Below are 17,027 nucleotides of genomic sequence, written 5' to 3'. Positions count from 1 at the left end.
GGCGCGTGAAGCGCGACCGCGCGAGAGGGGAAACTTAGTGCGTGACGCGCGTGACGCCGCCGCTCGAGAGCAGACGCACGCGCTCGCCGGCGCGGAAGATTTCGCCGGTGGCGCTTTGGGTGATCGCACGCATGTCGCCGTTATCGAGTCGCACGGTGATCTCGAGACCGTCGTGCACCGCGACGCCGTTCTCGACCGCGTTGCCTGCCACCGCACCAGCCAGACCGCCGATGATGCCGGTCACGATCGAGCCGCGGCCGCCGCCGATCGCACTGCCTGCCACCGCGCCCAGGGCGCCGCCGCCGATCGCGCCCAAGCCGCTCGGCTGGCCGTTATTCGAACTGATCTTCACCGCGCGAACGCTGTCGACCGTGCCCATGCGGACCGTTTCTTCGCGCTGTGCCTGCGACGCCGTGTAGACGTCGGCAGAGCTGCTGTTGTACGCACACCCCGACATGGCCAGCGAACCGGCGATCAAGGCGGCCACTACCAGGCGACTCGTTATTCTCATTCCCTAACTCCAATAGCTTGCGGTATTACGGCAGGTCGTATTCGAACGCCTGCTTGAACCGTTCATTGATCTCCGCCCGGCTGGGCGCGTAGTTTTGCGGGCCCTGGTGTTCGATCTTCAGCGCGCCCATCAGGCTCGCCAGACGCCCTGTGGTCGCCCAGCCAAGCTTGTTCTCGATACCGTACAACAAGCCGCCGCGGAACGCGTCGCCGCAACCTGTAGGATCGAGCACCTGCTGTGCCTTGACCGCCGGAATCTCTTCGATGCCGCCGGCGTGATGGATCTGCGCGCCTTGTTCGCCGAGCGTGATAATCAGCGCCTCGACCTTGCCGGCGATCTCTTCGATCGACCAACCCGTTTTGTTGCTCACCAGTTTGGCTTCGTAATCGTTGACAGCTACGTAAGTAGCAAGTTCAATCATGCGGCGCAGCGACTCACCGTCGAACAGCGGCAGACCTTGGCCCGGATCGAAGATAAACGGCACGCCGGCCGCTGCCAGATGCTCGGAATGCTGGATCATGCCGTCGTAGCCATCGGGGGCGACGATGCCGAGCGTGATGCCTTTTGCCTGATCGGCGCGATTCAGATGCGACTGCATCATCGCGCCCGGGTGGAACGCGGTGATCTGATTGTTTTCGAGGTCGGTGGTGATCATCGCCTGGGCCGAATAGGTCTCCGGTACCACCAGCACGTTTTCCGTCGACAGGCCGAGCTGCTTGAAGCGGTCCATGTAGAGCTGCGCGTCGATCGCGCCGAGCGTCCCCATGATGCGCGCATTGCCACCGAGCAGATGCAACGAGTAGGCGATGTTGCCCGCGCAGCCGCCGAACTCGCGGCGCATCGTCGGCACGAGGAAGCTCACGTTCAGGATGTGGACCTGCTCCGGCAGGATGTGATCCCGAAAGCGGCCTTCGAAGGTCATGATGTTGTCGTAGGCGAGCGAACCGCAAATCAGCGTAGCCAAGGCGAGCGTTCCTGTAAAAATCGATAAAGAGAATGGGCGCGACGATGTGACAGCGCCGCGCATGAAGCGCGGCGCCGGGGCTCGTGCGCGAAGGTTTTACTTCAGCGCGGCGAGTGCTGCATCGTAGTTCGGTTCGTTCTTGATTTCGCCGACCAGCTCAGCGTGCACGACCTTGTCGTTCTCGTCGACGACCACCACGGCGCGTGCCGTCAGACCCGTCAGCGGGCCGCTCGTCACGTCGACGCCGTAGGCTTGCGCGAAGTCATGACCGCGGAACGTGGACGCCGTCACGACGTTCTCGATGCCTTCGGTCGTGCAGAAGCGCGATGCTGCGAACGGCAGGTCGCCCGACACGACGATCACAGCCGTGTTGCTCAGCTTGGCTGCGGCTTCGTTGAACTTGCGGGTCGACGTGGCGCAGGTCGGCGTGTCGAGGCTCGGGACGATATTCAGCACCTTGCGCTTGCCGGCGAAGTCGGCCAGCGACACCGGCTTCAGATCCTTGCCCACGAGCGAGAAGGTGGGGGCATTCTGGCCCACGGTCGGGAACGTGCCGGCTACTTCGATCGGGTTGCCACCCAGCGTGACTTGACTCATGTTGTTGTGCTCCGAAAATTCGTCAGTAATGACGGTGAACAAGCCCGGTCAGTGCCGGGCGCGAGAATGCGTTACGGATAAAAAATCTGTACGCGGAAATTGGAAGCGACCGCATTGCCCGTGTCGAGGTGGACGATCATGGTCTGGGTCGTGTGCGCCGGCAGTCCGGCTGCGATTGGCGTGCCGGGTGGGACGTAGTCTTGCGGCCACAGCACGCGGCGCACGGCGACATTGTTCTGGTCGTCGAGCAGCGTGAGTTCGATGGCCGGGTAGGCCAGCGCAACATTGAAGCGGTTGCGCAGCGGCATCTTCAGTTCGAGCTTGTGCGGACCGTCGATCTGCCGCAAATCGGACGGCTCGACCTGCAAGCCGTCGATGTCGTGCGGCGGCGTGATCTGGCAGCCGAGCTGCGCGCAGGCCTTTACATAGAGTGTCTGTGAACGCGGGAAGTAGACCTGCACGGTTTCGCGCTGCCACCAGGCGAGTTGCGCGAGCAGGGCGATAACCAGCAGCGCGGCGACCACCGAGCCGAAGATGAACCAGCCGAGGCGTTGCGGTTCGGCCGCGCGCGTTTCACGTACCACCGGGAATGGATCGACGCCGTCATGCACCGGCTGGACCGTGAAGGGTTCGCCGCTGGATCCAAAGGTCGCTGTGCCGGGGCCACTGGGGCCGCCCGTGCCTGAGCCGCCGCTGCCTGCGCCGAGACCGCCCGCGCCGGCACCACCTAAGCCGGCCGCACCTGAGGCGGCCCCACCTAAGCCGGCCGCACCAAAATGCGGTTCATTATCACGAATGCCATGCAAGGTAGCCGGCTCGTTGAGAACCGGTTCGTCGGCATCACCAAGATGTTCAGACGGACGCTCGGTCTTGTGCCAGACCCGCGGCGCCGCTTCCGCAGGCGGATTGGTCCGGGGAGCGACAGGTTCGCGCGGGACATCCGCGGGCGCATCGGCCTCGTAAGCGAAGGGTTCGCGTGGCGCGTCCGCGAGAATGGGTTCGTTGTCGGGAGGAGTCGGCGTGGTGAACGCGCTCGCCGGCAATTCCGGCTCGGTAGCATGACGCGGCGTGACCGCGACGCCTGCGCCGGTCGAGACCGGTGTAGCCGGCAGATCGCGGACGTTGTGAAGCAGGCGGTTGTCGATCGCAGCGTCGGGCGCCGGTGCCCAAGGGTCCCATGCCTCGGCGCTGAAATCGGGGCCCTTGGCGCGTACACCGGACAAAGCCTCGATCGCCGCTGCTGCGGCGACCGGCTTGGCGGTGGAAAAGTCGCCGCCCTCGTTCAGTTCGAACAGGCTGCTCGACGCGTCGAATACTTCATGGCAATACCCGCAGCGCACGAGGCCGCGGCGCAGCGCGAGCTGCGCCGGTTGCAGGCGGAAAACGGTATCGCAGAAGGGGCAACGTGTTGCCAGGAGCATATTGAGCCGGTAAGCCGAAAGGCTGTTGGTTGGACAATACGCCTTATTCTAATGGCTTTCGCGGCGTGTTCCCGTGAGACATACCCAACCTTCGTGTTCGCGCCATACGCCGATGTCGATCCATCGTGCATAGACCTGCGCCACTTCGTCCGCCTGGCGCGCCAGGATGCCCGACAGCGCGATCCGGCCGCCCGGCTTGACCTTCGACGACAGCATCGACGCCATCAGCTTGAGTGGATTGGACAGAATATTGGCGACCACGATATCGAACTCGCCGGTGGGGCATTCGTCAGGCAAACCGTACGTGACTTCCGCCCGGTTGCGCTCGCTGTTGTGACGCGCCGATTCGACCGCTTGCGGGTCGATATCGATGCCGTGCACCGGGTTGGCGCCGCACTTCTTCGCGAGAATCGCGAGGATGCCCGAGCCGCAGCCGTAGTCGAGCACGGATTGCTCCGCCTTCACCGATTGTTCCAGCCATTCCATACACAGACGTGTCGTGGGATGGCTGCCGGTTCCGAATGCGAGGCCAGGGTCGAGTTCCAGCACGAGCGCGTCAGGGTCCGGTGCGTCGTGCCACGAGGGCACGACCCAGATGCGCTCGCCGATCGGAATCGGATCGAATTGCGATTGCGTGAGACGCACCCAATCCTGTTCTTCGACTTCGCGCACGGTAAACGATGGTGCGGTTTCCAGCCCAATCTCATTGGCTGCGGCAGTGAGCAGCACCGCCGGCTCGTGTTCCGGCGCGAGCAGTGCGATCACCCGCGAACGCTGCCACGCCGTGCGATCCGGCGTGAGACCGGGCTCGCCGAACAGCGGCTGCTCGTCGGGCGTGTCGGCGTCCGCATCTTCAACCGATACGGACAGCGCACCCAACTCGAGCAGCGCGTCGGAGAACTCCTCCGCGTGCTCGCGTGCCAGCTCGGCGATCAGTTCCCGGTAGCTCATGACTTACGCTTCTTCCGGCGCGGCCTGCTGCTTCGCGGCCAACCGGTTTTCGAGGTAATGAATGCTGGTGCCGCCTTCGACGAACTTCGCGTCCAGCATCAGCTCGCGGTGCAGCGGGATGTTGGTTTGAATGCCTTCGACCACCATTTCCGACAGCGCGATGCGCATCCGCTTGATCGCCTGCTCGCGCGTCGCGCCGTAAGCGATCAGCTTGCCGATCATCGAATCATAGTTCGGCGGCACAAAATAGCCATTGTAGGCGTGCGAATCGACGCGGATACCGGGGCCGCCCGGCATATGCCACGACGTCAAACGACCCGGCGACGGAATGAACTTGAACGGATCTTCCGCGTTGATCCGGCATTCGATCGCATGGCCCTTGAACACGATGTCGCGTTGACGGAAGGCGAGCTTCTCGCCGGCAGCGATGCGGATCTGTTCCTGCACGATGTCGACGCCGGTAATCAGCTCGGTCACCGGATGCTCGACCTGCACGCGCGTGTTCATTTCGATGAAATAGAACTCGCCGTTTTCGTACAGGAATTCGAACGTACCCGCGCCGAGGTAGCCCATCTTCTTGCAGGCATCCGCGCAGCGATCGCCGATGCGGTCGATCAGGCGGCGCGCAATGCCCGGCGCCGGCGCTTCTTCGATCACTTTCTGGTGACGGCGCTGCATCGAGCAGTCACGCTCGCCCAGCCACACTGCGTTCTTGAACGAATCGGACAACACCTGAATTTCGATGTGCCGCGGGTTCTCCAGGAATTTCTCCATGTAAACCTGCGGGTTGCCGAACGCACGGCCGGCTTCTTCGCGCGTCATGTTGACCGCGTTGACCAGCGCCGCTTCGGTGTGGACCACGCGCATGCCGCGACCACCGCCGCCGCCGGCGGCCTTGATGATCACCGGGTAGCCGACCTGGCGGGCAATTTTCACGATCTCTTTGGGATCGTCCGGCAACGCGCCTTCAGAACCCGGCACGCACGGCACGCCGGTTTTGATCATGGTTTGCTTGGCGGTCACCTTGTCGCCCATCATCCGGATGGTTTCCGGGCGCGGGCCGATGAAGGTGAAGCCGGACTGCTCGACGCGCTCGGCGAAGTCGGCGTTTTCCGACAGGAAGCCGTAGCCGGGGTGGATCGCTTCGGCGTCCGTGACTTCTGCCGCGCTGATCAGCGCCGGCATGTTCAGGTAGCTCAGATTCGAAGGTGCCGGGCCGATACAGACCGCCTCGTCGGCGAGCTTCACGTACTTGGCTTCCTTGTCGGCTTCCGAATAGACGACGACCGTCTTGACGCCGAGTTCGCGGCAGGCGCGCTGGATACGAAGCGCGATCTCGCCACGATTGGCAATGAGGATTTTTTCAAACATAGCGGGTTTTCGACTCGTCAATAGGCGCCTGGTTGATCACAACACAGGCTGCCTCAGAGGATCGGTCGCGCGCCTCGGACAGCAGGCGCGCGGGCGGCAAGCGCATAAAAAGCGCAAAGCGTGCCGCGTTAGCCGACCACGAACAACGGTTGGCCGTACTCGACCGCCTGACCGTTTTCGACGAGGATTTCCTTCACCACGCCGGACTTGTCCGACTCGATTTCGTTGAGCAGCTTCATCGCTTCGATGATGCAGATCGTCTGGCCTTCCTTGACCGTGTCGCCCACCTGGACGAACGGATCGGCGCCCGGGGACGGCGCGCGGTAGAAGGTGCCGACCATCGGCGAGGTCACCACGTGGCCTTGCGGCGCGGCGACGGCCGGCGCAGCCGGGGCGCTCGCTGCAGCAGCAGGCGCTTCACCGCCTTGGAACGGTAGCGGCTGGGCATATTGCGGAGCATACGAAGCGGACGGTTGCACGTAAACCGGCGGCGCATTCTTGACGATGCGGACCTTGCCTTCGCCTTCGGTCACTTCGAGTTCGGAAATACCGGACTCCGAGACGAGGTCGATCAGTGTTTTCAGTTTACGTAGATCCATCAGGAAGCCCCTTTCAATGCGTAAAGTGCCGGCGCGTACGCAGCCGGCGCAAATTAGACGTGTTTGGAATCAGCCGCGCGACGAGCCGGCGGACAGCCGGTCGAGCGCGAATTCGAGCGCGTACAGATATCCCTTCCAGCCGAGGCCGCAAATCACGCCCTCCGCCTGGTCGGAGAAATACGAGTGATGCCGGAACGGTTCGCGGCGATGTACGTTCGACAGATGAATCTCGACGAACGGGATGCCGACCCCCGCCAGTGCGTCCCGAATGGCCACGCTGGTGTGCGTGTACGCGGCGGGATTGATTAGTATGAAATCGGTTTTTTCAGTCCGGGCGGATTGGATGCGATCGACGAGAGCGCCTTCATGATTGCTCTGGAACGACGCGAGCTCGACACCTGCGTCCGCTGCGCGGTCCGCCAGTGCCTGATCGATCTGCGGTAACGTGACTCGGCCGTAGACCTCAGGTTCCCGGGTGCCGAGAAGGTTGAGGTTGGGGCCGTGCAGTACCAGCAGTCGCGTCATGGTCGCTTCTTTTTCCGTGGAATTGGGCGCACTTTAGCGCTGATTAGAGAAACTTGTCTAGTTTCCTGCGCGTTCGAAACAATCCTAGCGACCTTTCGCCGCTTCTCCGGGCGCCCATCTTCTCTCAAATTTGAGCGATTTGCGCGTAATTTCGCGCCTTTTGCCCCTATCTGATCGTCAAAAGAATGTGAAATTTAGAGCGCGTCGAGCGTCTGTTTCAGCGCTTGCGGGTCGATTTGCCCTAATTTTGTCGAGCGGATGTTGCCTTGTGCGTCGATTACGACGGTAAAGGGCAGGCCGCCCGCGGTATTGCCGAACGCGCGTGCGAGGTCGGCGCCGCCGAACCCGGTCACGTAGACCGGGTAGGCTACTTTCACCTTCTGCAGGAACGCCTGGACGTTTTTATCCGAATCCACGCCAAGTCCGACGAACTGGATTCCTTTTTTTGCGTATTCGCGCTGCAGTTGCGAAAGAGCGGGCATTTCTTCAACGCACGGTCCGCACCACGACGCCCAGAAGTTGACGACGATTGGGTGACCTTTGAGCAAACTTAGCGATTGCGGCTTGCCGTCGACGTTCGTGACGGGCGTGGTCCAAAGTTGCTCGACTGCGCTATGTGTGGAGGCGGGTTGCGCCGCGCGGGCGATTTCCGGGGCGCCGTTCAGCCAATGATTGGCCAGCACCCCGCCGCCCGCAGCGGCGATCGCAACAAGCGCGCCTGCCAGAATCCGTCTCGTATTCATTCCAGGTCTGTCTAATTAGTTGAAGGGGTGACGTCGCTATTGTCGAGCAGCGCCTGAACCGCCTGCAGATTCGCCCGGGCAGTGCGGCCGCGCGCGTCGGCCCGTACCGCGCCGCGCAAGTCGTCAGTTTCGTACAGGGCGACGTGGATGCCGGCCGGCTCCGCATCGGGTCCTTCGCTCGTGGGGCGCCAGAGGAAGCTCAGCGTCTCGACGTAGCCGCGACCGGCAAAATGCCGCGTCTCCGAAACGTCGTACTGAATGTTGGCGTTCAGAAAGTAGATCGCGACTTCTTTCGGGTTGTCGCAGAACACCTGAAGGTGAATATCCGAGTGTTCACCGGCGGTGCCGCCGAGCACCGCGCCGGTCAAATACGGATTGAACGACGCGAGCCGCTCCATCCAGTCGATCGCAATGCGGCGCAGCCGCCGCAACAGCGCTGGCTGGCTGTCGCCTTTGAAAAGCGACTGATATTCACGAATTTCTTCTTCGATCTGGTCGTTATCCGGCAGCCATTCGCCGGCAACACGAGTCTCGCCGACTACCTGCCGTGCCGCTTTGCGCTTGGCCGTTGCGTAGTCCAGACCGTCTTCAGCGATCATCCGGGCAGCCGCGATGGCGATTTCTTCGCGCACGCGCTGCGGATCGAAATGTGATTTGCGAACCATCTCTCAATCATACTAGAGATCGATGACAGCCCTTTCCGGGCGGCTCGCGCCGGGTGTTTTGCGTACGCGACGCGGGCGGCCACCGCGGCGGCCCCGTTCATAGGGCGATAGAGAGGCGTCGGTTACAATAGCGTCCTTTGCAGACGGTCGTTTCGACCGCTCTTCTGCGCTCCCATCCCTCGCAAAAATACGCCCGCGCGGCACGACAGGCTTATGCACATCCACATCCTCGGTATCTGCGGCACGTTCATGGGCGGACTCGCGGTCCTCGCGCGCGGCGCGGGCCACACCGTGACGGGCTGCGACGCCGGCGTCTATCCGCCAATGAGCACGCAGCTCGAGGCGCAAGGCATTCGTCTGATCGAAGGTTACGACGCCGAGCAGTTGAACGGCCTCAACGCCGACCTGTTCGTGATCGGCAATGTGGTCTCGCGCGGTAACCCGCTGATGGAAGCCATCCTCGATCGCGGCCTGCCTTACGTCTCCGGTCCGCAGTGGCTCGGCGAGCATGTGCTGCACGGCAAGTGGGTGCTGGCGGTGGCCGGCACGCACGGCAAGACCACCACCAGTTCGATGCTGACCTGGCTGCTCGATGACGCGGGTCTCAATCCGGGCTTCCTGATCGGCGGCGTGCCGCTGAATTTCGGGGTGTCGGCGCGGCTGACCGATTCGAGCTTCTTCGTGATCGAAGCCGACGAATACGACACCGCCTTCTTCGACAAGCGTTCCAAGTTCGTTCACTACCGGCCTAAGACCGCGGTCCTGAATAACCTCGAGTTCGATCACGCCGACATTTTCCCGGATCTGGCGGCGATCGAAACGCAGTTCCATCACCTGATCCGCACCGTGCCGGGCATCGGCCGCATCGTTACGAACGGTCGTGAAGACGCGCTGGAGCGCGTGCTGACACGCGGTTGCTGGAGCGAAGTCGAGCGCTTCGGCGTGCAAGGCGGCTGGGAAACCTTGCCGGCAGAAGACGGCGTGCCGGTCGACGAGCGTTTCGCCGTGTATCACAACAGTGAGCGCGTCGGTGTCGTCGAGTGGCAGGTGCAGGGCGAGCACAACCGCATGAACGCGCTTGCCGCGATCGCCGCCGCGCGCCATGTCGGCGTGCCGCCGGCGCAAGCGGCGAAGTCGCTGGCGAATTTCCGGAATGTGAAGCGCCGCATGGAAGTGCGCGGCAGCGTCGACGGCGTGACCGTCTACGACGATTTCGCCCATCACCCCACCGCGATCGAGACCACGGTGGCCGGACTGCGTGCACGTGTCGGTCACGAAAACACGCGAATCCTGGCCGTGCTGGAGCCGCGCTCGAACACCATGAAGCTCGGCGTGATGAAAGCGCAATTGCCGGCCAGTCTGGCCGACGCGGACCTGGTGTTCGGCTACGGCGCGCCGGCCGGCCGCGACGCACTCGGCTGGAATCTCGGCGAAGCACTCGCGCCGCTCGGCGGCAAGGCGCAGGCTTTCGACAATCTCGACGCGCTGGTCAAAGCAGTGGGTCACGCAGCGCGCCCCGGCGACCAGATTCTGGTGATGAGCAACGGCGGCTTCGGCGGCGTGCATCAGAAGCTGCTCGACGCACTTTCCGCACGAGGCACTTCGTGATCCTTTATCTGCACGGCTTCCGCTCGTCGCCCAATTCGTTCAAGGCGCGCATGCTGGCGGCACGCCTTGTCGAACTCGGCCGCAGCGACGAATGGTGCTGCCCGATGCTGCCGGTCTCGCCGTTCGAGACCGTGGCGCTCGTCGAATCGCTGGTAGCGGCCGCGAAACCGAACAATGTCACGGTGATCGGCAGTTCGCTGGGCGGCTACTTCGCCACGTATCTCGCCGAGAAGCACGGCTGGCCGACGGTGCTGCTGAACCCGGCGGTGGTGCCGCAGCGCGACCTGAGCGCCTATCTCGGCGAGCAGCCGTTGTGGCACGGCGGCGGCAGCATTACTGTCGAGCCGCATCATCTGGACGAGTTGCGCGCGCTCGGCGTCGCGTCGATCACGCGGCCCGAACGCTATTATTTGTTGGCTGCCACCGGCGACGAAGTGCTCGATTACCGCGAAATGCTTGCGCACTATCCCGGCGCACGCACTACGCTGATCGAAGGGAGCGACCACGCGATCAGCGAATTCGCGCAATACGTCGACGAGGTGCTGGCCTTTTGCGACACCGAAGCTGTCGAGCCGCCGGCGCCGCGCGAGGCGGCCTGACAGTGCCGACGATCCGGCAGCGAGGCCGCTGCGGATCACCAGATTCATGCCGCCGGCGCGCGTGTATCGCGCCGCGGATCCACTACCACGAACACGTTGCCGTGCCGCGCACGCAGTGACCGATAGCTGAACCCAATCGGACGCGCCGGCAGATGCAAGTCAGAACGAGAGTATTGAGTGAACGTTTTCTTCGAGGAATCGGGCAGTTTCAAGGCGGGCAGCGTGCTGTCGCGCCAGGGCGATGCTTTTCAGGTCGAGTTGCCGGGCGGCCGGCGCGCCAAGGTGCGCGCGAAAGACGTGCTGATCGAATTTGAAAAGCCGACCGCTGGCGAGTTGATGCAGCAGGCCGACGCCGCCGCGCAGGACATCGATCTGGACTTCCTGTGGGAATGCGCGCCGGATGACGAATTCCCGTTTGCCACGCTGGGCGCCGAGTACTTCGGCGAAGCGTTCGGCTCCATCGAGCGCGCGGCGCTGGTGCTGCGTATGCACGGCGCGCCGGTGTACTTCCGCCGCAAGGGCCGCGGCATGTACCAACGCGCGCCGCAGGAGCAGCTCAAGATGGCGCTTGCCGGGCTGGAGCGCAAGCGTCAACAGGCGCTGGTGCAGGCCGGCTACGAAGATGAGCTGAAGGCAGGCCGTCTGCCGGAAGGCTTCAGCGGCAGCAAGGCGCTGGCTTTGCTCACCAAACCGGACAAGAACACGATCGAATACAAGGCGCTCGAAGGCGCGGCAGCGGCACGCGGCATCTCACAGGCGCGGCTGATGCTCGAATGCGGCGGAATTCCGTCGGCCCGCGCGTTGCACGAGGCGAAATTCCTCTCCGAGTTTTTCCCGCACGGCATCGGTTTTCCGTCGGTCACGGTCGGCGCGTTGCCGGAAGAACTGCCGGAAGCCGATGTCGAGGCGTTCTCGATCGACGACATCACCACCACCGAGATCGACGATGCGTTCTCCGTCGAGCATCTGGCCGATGGCCGCGTGCGGATCGGCGTGCACATCGCCGCGCCGGCGCTCGGCATTGCGCGTGGCGACGAGGTTGATGCGATCGCGCGCACGCGTTTGTCGACCGTCTATATGCCGGGCGACAAGATCACGATGCTGCCCGATAGCGTCGTCGAAGCGTTTACGCTGGCTGAAGGCGGCTTGCGGCCGGCGTTGTCGCTGTATGTGATCATCAATCGCGAAACGCAGGAAATCGTCGCGAGCGAAACGCGCGCCGAGCGTGTATTCGTGAAGAATAATTTGCGCCACAACACGCTGGACGAGCTGGTCACCGAAGAGGCGCTTGCCGCCGGCACGGGCGATTATCCGCACAAGGAAGACATCGCCGTGCTGTGGCCGTTCGCGCAGGCGCTGTTCGAAAAGCGTCAGACCGCACGCGCCGGTTACGGCCTGCGCCGCGAAGTGCAGCGCAACACCGATTTCAATTTCTACGTGGAAGGCGAGTACATCACGATCACGCCGCGCCGGCGCGGGTCGCCGCTCGACACGATCGTTGCGGAGCTTGCGATTCTCGCCAACTCGTCGTGGGGCGCGTTCCTGCACGACCACGGCGTGCCGGGCATCTATCGTTCGCAGCGCGCGTTCGGCGCGCCGACCGGGCCGAAACGCACCCGCATGCAGACCAATGCGGCGCCGCACGAAGGCCTGGGCGTTACGCAATACGCTTGGAGCACGTCGCCGCTGCGCCGCTACGTCGACCTGGTGAACCAGTGGCAGTTGCTCGCCTGCGTGCAGCATGGCGTCACCGCAAAACTGGCCGCGCCTTTCAAGCCGAAGGACGCCGATCTGTTCGCCGTCGTGCAAGGGTTCGACGACACCTACACCGCGTATGCCGATCACCAGCGCCGCATGGAGTACTTCTGGTGTCTGCGCTGGTTGAAGCAGGAGAATAAGAAGCAGGTGGTGGCGTCGGTGGTGAAGGGCGATCTCGTGCGCCTCGAAGAGATTCCGTTGCTGCTGCACGTGCCGGGTCTCGGCGTACACGCACGTGGCACGCGCTTGCAGATGGAAGTGATGTCGATCGACGAACTGACCGTCGAAGCGTCCGTGCGTCTGTTGCACGTGCTTGACGCGCCGACCGTGACGAGCGGCGGCGAGGCTGAAGAAGCCGACGAGGGCGAAGAGGAAATCATCGACGTCGCGGATGAAAGCGCCGAAGGCGAAGCCGAGGCTCAGGCGGAAGCCGACCTCGACGGCGGTGCGGCTGAAGCGGGCGACGACGAAAACGGCGCTGGCGCCAGCGATCCGGCAGCCGATCAGCAGCATGTCTCGGAGCCAGGACGATGAGCGCGAATGATTCACGCGACCGCTACGCGGTCATCGGCAACCCGGTCGGCCATAGCAAATCGCCGTTCATTCATGGCCGCTTTGCCGCGCAGACCGGCGAGCCAATCGAGTACGGCCACCTGCTAGCACCGGTCGATGCCTTTGTGCCGCACGTGCGCGCTTTTATCGAAGCGGGCGGGTGTGGCATGAACGTGACGGTGCCGTTCAAGCTCGACGCGCACGCGTTCGCTAACACCCTGTCGCCGCGCGCGGCGGCAGCGGGCGCGGTGAACACACTGCGGTTCGACGCGAGTGGTGTTTTCGGCGACAACACGGACGGCTTCGGCCTCGTGCGCGACATCGAAGTGAATCTCGGCGTGCCGCTGAAGGGCGCGCGGATTTTGCTGCTCGGTGCCGGCGGTGCCGCGCGTGGTGTCGTGCTGCCGATGCTGGACCGCGCGCCGCATACGCTGACGATCGTCAACCGTACGGCGGCGAAGGCCGAAGCGCTCGTCGACCAGTTCGCGCAAGCCGCGCGCGACGCCGCTTGCCGTCTGACCGGCGGCAGCGCGCGAGCGATCGAAGCGGGTACGTACGACGTGATCGTCAACGCGACGGCGGGCAGTCTGGATGCGTCGTTGCCCGAGTGCGACGACCGCGCGTTCGGCAGCGGCACGCTCGCTTACGACATGATGTACGGCGCGCATCCGACGGTGTTCATCGAACACGCGCAGAAGCTGGGCGCGCGCGGCGCCGATGGTCTCGGCATGCTGGTCGAGCAGGCGGCCGAATCGTTTTACGTGTGGCGAGGCGTGCGGCCCGACGGTGCGCCGGTGCTGGCCGAATTGCGAGCGTTGTTGACGGCGCCGTCGCACGCCTAGACTGCTGCTTCCTACTTTCCGGAACACGCCGACTTACCGATTCACCGACTTGAGGACTCCAGGCACGATGACAGCAACGCGGCGCGCGAGCCGGCCAGGTCCGGTGCGATGGGTGTTTTATCTGGGCGCTGTGGTGGCGATCGCGTGGCTTGCGACGCAGGCGTTTTACTTCGCGCAGATCGCGGTGTGGAATTACGTGAATCCCCGGTCGACGGCTTTTATGCGCTCGGATGCGTGGCGGCTGTCGGAGGATCGACCTGATCTGTCGGTGCAGCATTCGTGGGTGCCGTATGAGCAGATTTCGCACAATCTGAAGCGCGCGATTATCGCTTCCGAAGACGCGAACTTCGTCAATAACAATGGTTACGAGACGGATGCCATTTTGCAGGCGTGGGAGCGGAATAAGGCCAAGGGCAAGATTGTTCGCGGCGGTTCGACGATTACCCAGCAACTGGCGCGGAATCTGTTTTTATCCCGGGAGAAGAGTTATATCCGCAAGGGTCAGGAGTTGATCATCACGTGGATGCTCGAGACACTGATGGATAAGCAGCGGATTTTTGAGATTTATCTCAACTCCGTTGAGTGGGGGAATGGGGTTTATGGCGCTGAGGCGGCCGCGCATTATTACTACAAGACTTCTGCTGCCAAGTTGACTGCTGGGCAGTCGGCGAGGTTGGCTGTGATGCTGCCGCAGCCTAAGTATTTTGATCAGCACAGGGGATCGGGGTATCTGGCTCAGCGTTCGCGCGTGATTGCGCGGCGGATGGGGGCGGCGGAATTGCCCGAATAAGGGTTTTGCCTGCTCGGCGGGGTTTTGTTTGTTTGCCTACGGCGGTGGGGGTTGCCTGGTTTGTTTGCCTGCGCGGCGCTTGTTCGTCTGTTTGCCAACGGCGTTGGCCTTTCCTTGATTTGATATTGGATTATTAGCGTCGCCCCTGTGCGGGGCGGGCACTTACTTTCTTTGCCGCCGCAAAGAAAGTAAGCAAAGAAAGCGGCTCACACCGCTAATTCTTAAGCGTGTCCCCTGGCTTGGAGGGGGCAGTGGTGCATCTGGAATCTGTGTTCTCGCACACTCCGCCCTGGTGACAAGGCCGTCATACTTCCGGCGGCGCTGCGCGCGCTGACGCGTACTTCTCAGAACCATCGGCTCTTTTTCGCGCGCAAGCTTCACTCGATGCCGCGGCTCGCCGTTGCATCCCGAAAGTTTCTGCTATCCGTCAGCACTTCATTCGAAGTGCGAATTCACACCTGCATGCGGTGTCGTGACTTGTCGGCCGCTTGGAGCGCTGAACGGCACATCCCGATACAGATATATTTTCTAGCACCTCGCCGAGGCGAAGCCGATGGCTCCCACCGGGCCCCAACGAAGCCCGGGGTTTCCCCGGCAGACCCATCCGCGACGCACGCAGTGCGGAGTGGGAGCTGATGAGCGCTTTGTCACTCACGCCGAATGTGCGAGGACGCGGATTCCAGATGCACCACTACCCACTCCAAGCCAGGGGACCCGCTTAAGAATTAGCGGTTGGAGCCGCTTTCTTTGCTTACTTTCTTTGCGGCGGCAAAGAAAGTAAGTGCCTGCCCCGCACAGGGGCGAACGCTAATAAACCACTAAGAAAACAAGGAAAGGCCAACGCCGTAGGCAACCAGCCAACAAGCGCCGCGCAGGCAAACAAATCAAGGAAAGGCCAAAGAATCCAGATCAAGGAAAGCCCAACACCGCAGGCAAACAGACGAACAAGCGCCGCGCAGGCAACCGACCAATAGAAACCCAAACACCGAAAAAGCACAGACAAAAACCACCCCCGGCAGGGAAAAATCCCATTATATGAATCAAACACTCACATATTGGAGCTTTCTCGAAAACCGCCCTACAATCCAGCCAACACGGACCGCGAGCCAAAAAAAACCGGCCGCGACGAGCGACAGCAAGAAAAAAACCGGAGACAAGCCAAACCATGCCCAAGCCTCAAAGGCAACACCCGCATGCCCGTGCCACAGGCAACACACACTGTGCGGCGAACAAAACAGGCCTCCTCTCCGGCCCCGCGCTGTAAGCGCAAAAAACCACCGAAAAGCCAATCGCCATGAACAAAGCGATGCCTACTCACGCCGCTGGCGCGTCCGAAACCGATCTGGCGCCGTCAGCCGATCACGCGACCCGCGCAGCGCCGCAACCGGCCGCGAACGCCGCCAAAGCCCCGCGCGTCAGCGCGCAACCGCCCGTGTCCGACGAAATCGCCTTGCCGAGCACGCTGCTCGACATCACGCCGCAACAAGCCGGCACACAAACGCTCCTGCGCGGGCTGGCGATTCTGGAAGCCGCCGCTGCCGGCGTGCGCGATCTGCGCACCTTCGGCGCCGCGCTTGGCACGACCCGCAGCACCACGCATCGGCTGGTCAGCAGCCTCGTGCAGGCGCGCTATCTGCGGCAAGTGCAAGGCGGCTATCTGCTCGGTCCGAAGCTGATCGAACTCGGCACCATCGCGCTCGAACAGATGCCGCTCACCGCGGTCGCGCGTCAGCACCTCGAATCGCTCGCTGAACAAACGCTCGACACCATCCACCTCGGCGTGCGCGACGGCGACGACGTGCTGTACATCGACAAGATCCCCGGCACTCGTGGCCTCGAAATGCGCTCGCGCGTCGGTCACCGGATGCCGCTGGCGTCTACGGGTATCGGCAAAGCCATGATGCTCGACCTCACACCGGACGTCTGGCAGTCGCTTTTCGAGGCATCGCGGCGCGCGCTCGCCAGCGTCAGTTTCAAACCGGATAACCGCCCCGACGCGCAGACCTTCATGCAACGCATGACCAACTACGCCGCTGGCGGCTACACCTTCGACCTCGAAGAAAACGAAGCGTCGATCCGTTGCGTCGCGGCGCCGGTGCGCGATGCATCGGGCGCAGTGGTGGCGGCGCTGTCGGTGGCGAGCACGATTCCGTATATGTCGCTCGAACGCATGGATGAACTGATTCCGGTCGTGCAGCGCGAAGCGCGTGCGATCTCGGAAGAACTCGGCTGGCGTGCCCCGCAACCGGCAACCCGCAGGATCAAGCGATGAAGCGAGCGGGTTCTCACACGCAAGCAGTCAATCCGGTGAACGACGTCGAGGTCGCCGACGCCGACTTCCAGCACGCAGCGCTCATTGCGCTCGACTGGGGCACGACGTCGCTGCGCGCATATCTGTACGACGCGGTCGGCGAAGTGCTGGCGACGCGGGCATCGACGGCCGGCATCATGAATTTGCCGCGTAGCGCCGAGCAAGGCGGCTTCGATGCCGCATTCGAGGACACGTGCGGCGCCTGGCTCGAACAGGCGCC

General features: G+C 63.1%; 17 protein-coding genes. 7 read left to right on the top strand and 10 right to left on the bottom strand.

Annotation, left to right across the window (positions count from 1 at the left end):
- Positions 1-34: 34 nt before the first annotated feature.
- The 10 genes from GNZ13_RS02450 to GNZ13_RS02405 all read right to left on the bottom strand — a co-directional run bounded on the left by GNZ13_RS02450 (position 35) and on the right by GNZ13_RS02405 (position 8,347).
- Positions 35-511: an outer membrane lipoprotein gene (locus GNZ13_RS02450; RefSeq protein ID WP_115781066.1), complete on the bottom strand. Its 477-nt coding sequence runs from the start codon at positions 509-511 to the stop codon at positions 35-37.
- Positions 512-536: 25 nt separating this feature from the next.
- Complete coding sequence (locus GNZ13_RS02445) at positions 537-1,475, bottom strand: carbohydrate kinase family protein (protein WP_172160168.1); 939 nt, start codon at positions 1,473-1,475, stop codon at positions 537-539.
- 96 nt (positions 1,476-1,571) lie between these two features.
- Entirely contained in the window at positions 1,572-2,072 is a 501-nt protein-coding gene (tpx, locus tag GNZ13_RS02440) for a thiol peroxidase (protein ID WP_172160166.1), read from the bottom strand.
- 71 nt (positions 2,073-2,143) lie between these two features.
- Positions 2,144-3,493 carry a zinc-ribbon and DUF3426 domain-containing protein gene (locus GNZ13_RS02435; RefSeq protein ID WP_172160164.1) on the bottom strand — a complete coding sequence of 450 codons (1,350 nt, stop codon included), beginning with the start codon at positions 3,491-3,493 and terminating at the stop codon, positions 2,144-2,146.
- A gap of 48 nt (positions 3,494-3,541) precedes the next feature.
- Entirely contained in the window at positions 3,542-4,444 is a 903-nt protein-coding gene (gene prmA / locus GNZ13_RS02430; RefSeq protein ID WP_172160162.1) for a 50S ribosomal protein L11 methyltransferase, read from the bottom strand.
- Between the two features lie 3 nt (positions 4,445-4,447).
- Positions 4,448-5,815 carry an acetyl-CoA carboxylase biotin carboxylase subunit gene (gene accC, locus GNZ13_RS02425; protein WP_172160160.1) on the bottom strand — a complete coding sequence of 456 codons (1,368 nt, stop codon included), beginning with the start codon at positions 5,813-5,815 and terminating at the stop codon, positions 4,448-4,450.
- A 128-nt stretch (positions 5,816-5,943) separates the two neighbouring features.
- Positions 5,944-6,414 carry an acetyl-CoA carboxylase biotin carboxyl carrier protein gene (gene accB / locus GNZ13_RS02420; protein WP_172160158.1) on the bottom strand — a complete coding sequence of 157 codons (471 nt, stop codon included), beginning with the start codon at positions 6,412-6,414 and terminating at the stop codon, positions 5,944-5,946.
- Between the two features lie 69 nt (positions 6,415-6,483).
- Positions 6,484-6,939, bottom strand: a complete 456-nt coding sequence (gene aroQ, locus GNZ13_RS02415; RefSeq protein WP_063497372.1) for a type II 3-dehydroquinate dehydratase — start codon at positions 6,937-6,939, stop codon at positions 6,484-6,486.
- Positions 6,940-7,133: 194 nt separating this feature from the next.
- A complete protein-coding gene (locus tag GNZ13_RS02410) occupies positions 7,134-7,682 on the bottom strand; it encodes a TlpA family protein disulfide reductase (RefSeq protein WP_172160156.1) in 549 nt (182 codons plus the stop codon).
- A gap of 11 nt (positions 7,683-7,693) precedes the next feature.
- Positions 7,694-8,347 carry a UDP-N-acetylmuramate--alanine ligase gene (locus GNZ13_RS02405; RefSeq protein ID WP_172160154.1) on the bottom strand — a complete coding sequence of 218 codons (654 nt, stop codon included), beginning with the start codon at positions 8,345-8,347 and terminating at the stop codon, positions 7,694-7,696.
- 213 nt (positions 8,348-8,560) lie between these two features.
- Between GNZ13_RS02405 and mpl the strand changes: the two genes are divergently transcribed.
- From mpl to GNZ13_RS02370, 7 genes are all read left to right on the top strand, one after another.
- Positions 8,561-9,955, top strand: a complete 1,395-nt coding sequence (mpl, locus tag GNZ13_RS02400; protein ID WP_172160152.1) for a UDP-N-acetylmuramate:L-alanyl-gamma-D-glutamyl-meso-diaminopimelate ligase — start codon at positions 8,561-8,563, stop codon at positions 9,953-9,955.
- Positions 9,952-10,554 carry a YqiA/YcfP family alpha/beta fold hydrolase gene (locus tag GNZ13_RS02395; RefSeq protein ID WP_172160150.1) on the top strand — a complete coding sequence of 201 codons (603 nt, stop codon included), beginning with the start codon at positions 9,952-9,954 and terminating at the stop codon, positions 10,552-10,554. The genes mpl and GNZ13_RS02395 overlap by 4 nt, the downstream gene beginning before the upstream one ends.
- 177 nt (positions 10,555-10,731) lie before the next feature.
- On the top strand, positions 10,732-12,846 hold the full coding sequence (locus tag GNZ13_RS02390) for a ribonuclease catalytic domain-containing protein (protein ID WP_172160148.1): 2,115 nt from the start codon (positions 10,732-10,734) through the stop codon (positions 12,844-12,846).
- Positions 12,843-13,706 (top strand): shikimate dehydrogenase, encoded by an 864-nt coding sequence (gene aroE / locus GNZ13_RS02385; protein ID WP_172160146.1) that lies wholly within the window; start codon positions 12,843-12,845, stop codon positions 13,704-13,706. Before GNZ13_RS02390 ends, aroE begins: the two co-directional genes overlap by 4 nt.
- A gap of 67 nt (positions 13,707-13,773) precedes the next feature.
- Positions 13,774-14,496 carry a monofunctional biosynthetic peptidoglycan transglycosylase gene (mtgA, locus tag GNZ13_RS02380; protein ID WP_172160144.1) on the top strand — a complete coding sequence of 241 codons (723 nt, stop codon included), beginning with the start codon at positions 13,774-13,776 and terminating at the stop codon, positions 14,494-14,496.
- A 1,294-nt stretch (positions 14,497-15,790) separates the two neighbouring features.
- On the top strand, positions 15,791-16,768 hold the full coding sequence (locus GNZ13_RS02375) for an IclR family transcriptional regulator (RefSeq protein ID WP_172160142.1): 978 nt from the start codon (positions 15,791-15,793) through the stop codon (positions 16,766-16,768).
- On the top strand, positions 16,765-17,027 hold a 263-nt coding region (locus tag GNZ13_RS02370; protein ID WP_172160140.1), incomplete at its 3' end, for a 2-dehydro-3-deoxygalactonokinase. The genes GNZ13_RS02375 and GNZ13_RS02370, both read left to right, overlap by 4 nt.

This window comes from Paraburkholderia elongata, from assembly GCF_013177735.1.
Taxonomy (GTDB): domain Bacteria; phylum Pseudomonadota; class Gammaproteobacteria; order Burkholderiales; family Burkholderiaceae; genus Paraburkholderia; species Paraburkholderia elongata.
Note: the sequence above shows the minus strand (reverse complement) of the source record. Positions and strands in the feature narration are given on the sequence as shown.

Excerpts from the sequence above, each read along its gene's own strand:
- GNZ13_RS02450 (WP_115781066.1), bottom strand. The coding sequence starts at position 511 with ATGAGAATAACGAGTCGCCTGGTAGTGGCCGCCTTGATCGCCGGTTCG.
- tpx (WP_172160166.1), bottom strand. The coding sequence starts at position 2,072 with ATGAGTCAAGTCACGCTGGGTGGCAACCCGATCGAAGTAGCCGGCACG.
- GNZ13_RS02435 (WP_172160164.1), bottom strand. The coding sequence starts at position 3,493 with ATGCTCCTGGCAACACGTTGCCCCTTCTGCGATACCGTTTTCCGCCTG.
- prmA (WP_172160162.1), bottom strand. The coding sequence starts at position 4,444 with ATGAGCTACCGGGAACTGATCGCCGAGCTGGCACGCGAGCACGCGGAG.
- accC (WP_172160160.1), bottom strand. The coding sequence starts at position 5,815 with ATGTTTGAAAAAATCCTCATTGCCAATCGTGGCGAGATCGCGCTTCGT.
- accB (WP_172160158.1), bottom strand. The coding sequence starts at position 6,414 with ATGGATCTACGTAAACTGAAAACACTGATCGACCTCGTCTCGGAGTCC.
- aroQ (WP_063497372.1), bottom strand. The coding sequence starts at position 6,939 with ATGACGCGACTGCTGGTACTGCACGGCCCCAACCTCAACCTTCTCGGC.
- GNZ13_RS02410 (WP_172160156.1), bottom strand. The coding sequence starts at position 7,682 with ATGAATACGAGACGGATTCTGGCAGGCGCGCTTGTTGCGATCGCCGCT.
- GNZ13_RS02405 (WP_172160154.1), bottom strand. The coding sequence starts at position 8,347 with ATGGTTCGCAAATCACATTTCGATCCGCAGCGCGTGCGCGAAGAAATC.
- mpl (WP_172160152.1), top strand. The coding sequence starts at position 8,561 with ATGCACATCCACATCCTCGGTATCTGCGGCACGTTCATGGGCGGACTC.
- aroE (WP_172160146.1), top strand. The coding sequence starts at position 12,843 with ATGAGCGCGAATGATTCACGCGACCGCTACGCGGTCATCGGCAACCCG.
- mtgA (WP_172160144.1), top strand. The coding sequence starts at position 13,774 with ATGACAGCAACGCGGCGCGCGAGCCGGCCAGGTCCGGTGCGATGGGTG.
- GNZ13_RS02375 (WP_172160142.1), top strand. The coding sequence starts at position 15,791 with ATGAACAAAGCGATGCCTACTCACGCCGCTGGCGCGTCCGAAACCGAT.